This window comes from Frateuria defendens, from assembly GCF_001182895.1.
Taxonomy (GTDB): domain Bacteria; phylum Pseudomonadota; class Gammaproteobacteria; order Xanthomonadales; family Rhodanobacteraceae; genus Frateuria_B; species Frateuria_B defendens.
This window is the reverse complement of record NZ_LFQR01000028.1, coordinates 126376-132422: the sequence shown is the minus strand read 5'-3', so window position 1 is coordinate 132422 and position 6047 is coordinate 126376. Positions and strand designations below refer to the sequence as shown.

Below are 6047 nucleotides of genomic sequence, written 5' to 3'. Positions count from 1 at the left end.
TTTCTGCCGCCCAGGCTCCTCGGCGCGGCCCCGCTGACGCTGATGGGCCTGACGCTGGCGATCTTCCTGGGCTTTCGCAACAGCGTGGCCTACCAGCGTTGGTGGGAGGCGCGCACGCTGTGGGGCGAGCTGCTGATCGTGCTGCGCAACCTCGCCCGGCAGACGCAGAGCCTGGCGGCGGACGCGCCGGCCCCGGCGCGGCGCGTGCTGGTGCACCGCCTGATCGCCTACGCGCACGCGCTGCGCCACCAGCTGCGCGGCAGCGATCCGCGGCCGGGCTTCGCCCGCTGGCTGCCGCCGGACGAAGCCGCCGCGCTGGAGCGCTCGCCCAACCCGCCCAACGCGCTGCTCGGCCGGCTGGGCCGGGCCTATGCGCAGCTGCGCCGCGAGGGCCACCTGGACAGCATCCTGCTGGCCGACATCGACGCCCAGCTCAGCCGCCTCTCCTACGTGCTGGGCGGCTGCGAGCGCATCCGCGGCACGCCGATCCCCTTCGCCTACATCCTGATGCTGCACCGGACGGTGTACGTGTACTGCCTGTTGCTGCCGTTCTGCCTGGTGGGCACGATGGGCTGGTTCACGCCGGTGATGGTGGCGGTGCTCGCCTACACCTTCTTCGGGCTGGACGCGCTGGGCGACCAGATCGAGGACCCGTTCGACCGCCTGCCCAACGACCTGGCGCTGGACGCGATCTGCCGCACCGTGGAGATCAGCCTGGGCGAACTGCTGGGCGACGCCGAGTTGCCCGCGCCGCTGGCGGCGGAGGACGGCGTGCTGCTCTGACGCCTGGCGCCCGCGGGGCCGGACCAGGACTCGCGCTCCCGCATCGAAGGCCCGTTACGGCGACTCGGCCGCCGCCGCCACGCCGGCTTCGGCCGCCGCATCGCCGGTGGCCGGCGCGGCCGCGGATGGCAGCATGCGCGCCTGACGCCAGCCGCCGTAGCGGTAGTAGCCGAGCGCCAGCAGCATCGACACCAGCGCGCCGAGCGGGAAGCTCCACCAGATCGCGTCCGTGCCCAGCTTCGCCTGCAGCAACAGCGCGAACGGCGGGCGGATGAACCAGGTCGACACCAGCAGGATCAGCAGCGGCGGCCATACCGCGCCGGTGGCGCGCACCACGCCGAACAGCACGAAGGTGACGCCGAGGAACAGGAACGACCACACCGCGATGGCGTTGAGGTGCGCCGCCTGCGCGATGGCCGCGCCGTCCGCCGGCAGGAACAGGGCGAGCGCGGCGTGGTTGAAGAGGTAGATCGCGCCGATCAGCGCACCGCCGAGCAGGAGGCTGTAGACCACGCCCCAGCGCGCGACCTGGCCCACCCGATCCCAGCGGCGCGCCCCCACGTTCTGCGCCGCGATCGAGGACACCGCGCCGCCCACCGCCATCGCCGGCATCATCACGTAGTTCCACAGCTGCTGGGCGGCGCCGTAGGCGGCCACGGTCTGCGAGCCGTGGTCGTTGACCAGGCGCATCATCAGGATCGCCGAGGCGGAGATCACCATCATCTGCAGGCCCATCGGCAGGCCCTTGGACACCAGCGCGCGCAGGAGGGTCCAGTCGGGCTTGAACAGCGCAAGCTCCCGTCGCCCGATCCACAGGAAATGCCGCCGCCGGTGCAGCGTGAGCAGCAGCGCGGCCAGCGCCACGCTCTGCGCGACCAGGGTGGCGAGCGCGGAGCCGGCGATGCCGAGCCCCGGCAGCGGGCCGGCGCCGAACATCAGCAGCGGGTTGAGCGCGATGTCCAGCAGCACCGACAGGCCCAGGAACAGGAACGGCGTCCTGGCGTCGCCGGCGCCGCGCAGGGTCATCATCAGGAAGTTGTAGAAGTACATCGCCGGCAGCGCGAGGAAGATCAGCCGCAGGTAGGCGGTGGCGTAGGGCAGCGCATCGGCCGGCGTGCCCATCGCGCGCATCAGCCAGCCGGTGGCGAAGAAGCCCGTCACGGCCAGCGCCGCCGAGATCGCCAGGAAGAAGCCCGCGCCGGTGCCCACCACCCGCCGTGCCTGCGCCAGGTCGCGCGCGCCCAGGCTCTGGCCGACCAGGATGGTGGCGGCCATGCTCACGCCGAACACCGCCGAGAGCAGCAGGAACAGGATCAGCGTGGCGTTGCTGGTGGCAGTGAGCGCCGCCTCGCCGAGGTAATGGCCGATCCACATCGCGTTGACCGAGGCGTTGAGCGACTGCAGCACCGTGCCGCCCAGGACCGGCAGGGTGAAGCGCAGCAGGATACGGGCGACCGGGCCTTCGGTGAGCGGGGCCGGGCGGCCGGCGGGAGGCGTCGTCATGCGGGGCATCCTTGGCGTGGGGACATGGCGGCGTTCAACGACCGGCCTCGTCCCAGGCGATGGCGGCGAGGCGACGCAGATGATCGCGCACATCCGCCGGCCACGCCGCGGTGAGTGCGGCGAAATCCGCACGCTCGCCGCGCCAGAACGCGCGGCTGGCCTCCTCGTGGCCGGGCAGGTTGCCGGTCATCGCCTGCATGAAGCGATCCACCGCCTCGCCGGCCTCGCGGGCGCGCTGGCCGGGCAGGCCTTCGCGCAGCGCCTGCTCCACCAGCCGGCGCAGCACCGCCGAGGCGCCGCCCGGCTGCGCCGCCAGCCAGTGCCAATGGCGCGGCAGCAGGGTCACTTCGCGCGCCGTCACGCCCAGCCTGGGCCGGCCCGGCCCGCGCGGCGGGGCGGCTTCGGCGGCGTCCGGCGCGACGGACCCGAGCCGGGCCAGCACGTCCGCCTCGCTGCCGCGCAGGTCGAACTCCACCGGCCGGGCGGTACGGTCGTCGAACACCAGCACCGGCCCCGCGGCGCCGGTTTCCACCGCGCGCTTGGCCGCCAGCGCCACCTCGGCGGGCGGGCCGGCGGCGATCAGGCGGGTGCCGTCGAAGGCGGTGCAGGTCGGGCTGGGCTGGGCGCGCATGGATTTCATCCGGGTTGAATCTGTCCCACTTTTTACCCGGATCAAAGTTGGCCGTCAATAAGACCCGGGTGATTCATGGCGAGGCTCTAGCCCATCCGTCCTCTGCGCCCCGGCGGCACGGCTTGCTAAGGTGGCCTTTTCCATCGGAGGGATCGTTCCATGTCCACCCGCTTCAGGCCCGCCGCCCGGCTGGCCGCCCTGGCCCTGTTCGGCCTGGCCGCGGCATGGCCTGCGCTGCAGGCGGCCGAACTCGCCGTGCCGCCGATCGCCTACCGCGAGCGCACCCTGCCCAACGGCCTGCAGGTGCTGAGCATCGGGGACCACGCGAGCCCCACCGTCACCGTGCAGGTCTGGTACCACGTGGGTTCGAAGGATGACCCGCAGGGCCGCTCGGGCTTCGCCCACCTGTTCGAGCACCTGATGTTCAAGAGCACGGCGCACATGCACGCCGAGCAGATGGACCGGCTCACCGAGGACGTGGGCGGCGCCAACAACGCCTCTACCGGCGACGACGTCACCAACTATTTCGAGGTGATCCCGTCCAATTACCTCGAAACGCTGCTGTGGGCGGAGGCCGAGCGGCTCTCCAACCTCAACGTGGACGCGGCCAATTTCAAGTCCGAGCGCGCGGTGGTGGAGGAGGAATACCGCCAGAGCGTGCTGGCCCAGCCCTACGGCAAGCTGTTCAACGCGATCGACCCGCACTCCTTCGCGGTGCACCCGTACCGGCGCCCGACCATCGGCAGCATCGAGGACCTGGAGGCGGCCTCGCTCGAGGACGTGATCGCCTTCCACCGCACCTACTATCGCCCCGACAACGCCACCCTGATCGTGGCCGGCGACTTCCAGCCCAAGCAGCTGGACACCTGGGTGGACCGCTACTTCGGCGGCATCGCCAAGCCGTCCGCGCCGATCCCGCAGGTGACCGCGGTGGAGCCCGCGCGCACCGCCGACAAGCGCTACACCGAAACCAGCGAAACCGCGCCGCTGCCCGCGGTGGCGCTGAGCTGGCTGATCCCGCCGGCCAGGGACGCCGACACGATCCCGCTGCAGGTGGCCGCGGCGCTGCTCGCGCAGGGCGATTCCTCGCGCCTGTACCAGTCGCTGGTGTACCGCAGCCAGGTGGCGCAGCAGGCCGGCGCCGAGGTGGACGCGCGCGTGGGGCCGGGGCTCTTCATCGCCTACGCCATCCTCGCCAGCGGCCACCGGCCGGCCGAGGCGGAGCAGCCGCTGCGGGCGCAGATCGCCCGGCTCGCCGACGGCCCGATCGCCGCCGCGGAGCTGGACAAGGTGAAGACCCAGCTGCTCACGCAGGAACTCACCCAGCGCCAGACCGCCCAGGGCAAGGCCTTCGCGCTCGGCGAGGCGGCGCTCACCGAGGGCGACCCCGCGCGCGTCAACAGCGACCTGGCCGCGCTGCAGGCGGTCACCGCCGACGACGTGCAGCGCGTGCTCAAGCACTACGTGACCGGCGCGCACAGTGTCGCCATCGACTACCTGCCGCAGGCCAGGGCCGCGGCGGACACGCACGGCAAGGGAGGTGCGAAATGAAGCGCGCGACGAAGTGGGGCACGACGCTGGCGACCGCGCTGGCGCTGGCCGCAGGCGCACTGGCCGCAGGCGCCCGGGCCGCCGACTTCCCCGCCACGCCGCCCGCGCCCGGCCCGGCGCCCCGGCTCAGCGTGCCGACGCCGACCGCGCAGGCGCTGCCCAACGGCCTGGAAGTGGTCAGCGTGCGCCGCGACGGCCTGCCGCTGGTCACCGCCGAACTGCTGCTGCGCCGTGGCGGCGAACTGGACCCGGCCGGCAAGGCCGGCCTCGCCGACCTCACCGCCACGCTGCTCACCCGCGGCGCCGGCGGCCTCGGCGCGCCGCAGATCGCGGCCCAGGCCGAGGCACTGGGCGGCTCATTGGACGCCAGCGCCAGCTGGGACCGCAGCTCGGTCGCCATCACCGTGACCACGCCCCGGCTGCCGCAGGCGCTGGCCCTGCTGGCCAAGGTGGCGCGCCAGCCGGACTTCGCCGAGGACGAGCTGCAGCGCGCCCGCGCCCAGGCGCTGGACGACCTGCACCTCGCGCTCAGCCGGCCTACCGCACTGGCCTCGCTGGCCGCCGGCCGCGCGGTGTTCGGCGCCGGCGCCTACGGCCACTCGCGCAGCGGCACGCCGGCCTCGCTGGCGGCGATCACCCGTGCCGACGTCGCGCAGCTGCACGCCGCCATCTACCGACCCGACAACGCCGTGCTGGTGCTCACCGGCGACATCGCCCCGGCGCAGGCCCGCGCGCTGGCGCAGCAGAGCTTCGGCGACTGGGCCCGGCCCGCCGCGCCGCTGGCCGCCGCGCCGGCCGGCCACGGCACGGGCACGCTGCCGGCGGTGCTGGCGATCGACCAGCATGGCGCCGGCCAGGCCGGCGTGGTCGCGGCCCACGCGGCGCCGCCGCGCAACGATCCGGGCTACTACGCCGGCGTGGTCGCCAACGCGGTGCTCGGCGGCTCCTACTCGGCACGGCTCAACGAGGAGATCCGCATCAAGCGCGGCCTCTCCTACGGCGCCAGCAGCCGCCTGGACGGCCGCCGCGACAGCGGCCTGTGGCTGGCGCAGGCGCAGACCAAGAACCCCTCGGCGGCGCAGGTGGTGGACCTGATGCTCGGCGAGTTCGCACGCCTGGGCGACACCCCCGTGCCGGCCGCCGAACTGGCCGCGCGCAAGGCCACCCTGGTCGGCGAATACGGCCGCGGCCTGGAGACCACCGCCGGCCTCGCCCGCCAGCTGGGCGAGCTGGCGACCTACGGCGTGGACCTCGCCGAGATCGGCCGCTACATCGAGCGGGTGCAGGCGGTGGGCCCGGCGCAGATTGAGGCCTACGCCAAGGCCCACCTCGGCGCCGGCAGCCACGTGGTGGTGGTGGGCGACGCCACGCAGTTCGGCCCGGCCCTGCGCCAGCGGCATCCCGAGGCGCCGACGCTGCCGTTCGAGCGGCTCGACCTCGACCGGCCGGACCTGCGCGCCGCCGGCCGCGCCCGGCCCTGAGCGGCCCGCCCGTCCCCCGCAAGCCCCGGCCAGCGTGCCGGGGCTTGCGCTTTTTCGAGGGACGCCCTGGGCGCATCCACCCGAACGGGGGTGGCGGG

General features: G+C 73.8%; 5 protein-coding genes. 3 read left to right on the top strand and 2 right to left on the bottom strand.

Annotated features, from left to right (window positions below; genetic code table 11):
- Positions 1-783 (top strand): bestrophin family protein (locus tag ACH65_RS04460; protein WP_049621377.1); only part of this gene is annotated, 783 nt, incomplete at its 5' end.
- Positions 784-837: 54 nt separating this feature from the next.
- Here ACH65_RS04460 and ACH65_RS04455 read toward each other — a convergent pair.
- On the bottom strand, positions 838-2286 hold the full coding sequence (locus ACH65_RS04455; protein ID WP_049621376.1) for an MATE family efflux transporter: 1449 nt from the start codon (positions 2284-2286) through the stop codon (positions 838-840).
- Positions 2287-2320: 34 nt separating this feature from the next.
- Entirely contained in the window at positions 2321-2917 is a 597-nt protein-coding gene (locus ACH65_RS04450; protein WP_049621375.1) for a DUF2239 family protein, read from the bottom strand.
- A gap of 159 nt (positions 2918-3076) precedes the next feature.
- Here ACH65_RS04450 and ACH65_RS19655 point away from each other — a divergent pair, with 159 nt between their 5' ends.
- A complete protein-coding gene (locus ACH65_RS19655) occupies positions 3077-4468 on the top strand; it encodes a M16 family metallopeptidase (protein WP_049621374.1) in 1392 nt (463 codons plus the stop codon).
- Positions 4465-5949, top strand: a complete 1485-nt coding sequence (locus ACH65_RS19650) for a M16 family metallopeptidase (RefSeq protein ID WP_049621373.1) — start codon at positions 4465-4467, stop codon at positions 5947-5949. Before ACH65_RS19655 ends, ACH65_RS19650 begins: the two co-directional genes overlap by 4 nt.
- The last annotated feature ends 98 nt before the right edge of the window (positions 5950-6047 follow it).

Coding starts and splice junctions, on each gene's coding strand:
- ACH65_RS04450 (WP_049621375.1), bottom strand. CDS start 2,917: ATGCGCGCCCAGCCCAGCCCGACCTGCACCGCCTTCGACGGCACCCGC.
- ACH65_RS04455 (WP_049621376.1), bottom strand. CDS start 2,286: ATGACGACGCCTCCCGCCGGCCGCCCGGCCCCGCTCACCGAAGGCCCG.
- ACH65_RS19650 (WP_049621373.1), top strand. CDS start 4,465: ATGAAGCGCGCGACGAAGTGGGGCACGACGCTGGCGACCGCGCTGGCG.
- ACH65_RS19655 (WP_049621374.1), top strand. CDS start 3,077: ATGTCCACCCGCTTCAGGCCCGCCGCCCGGCTGGCCGCCCTGGCCCTG.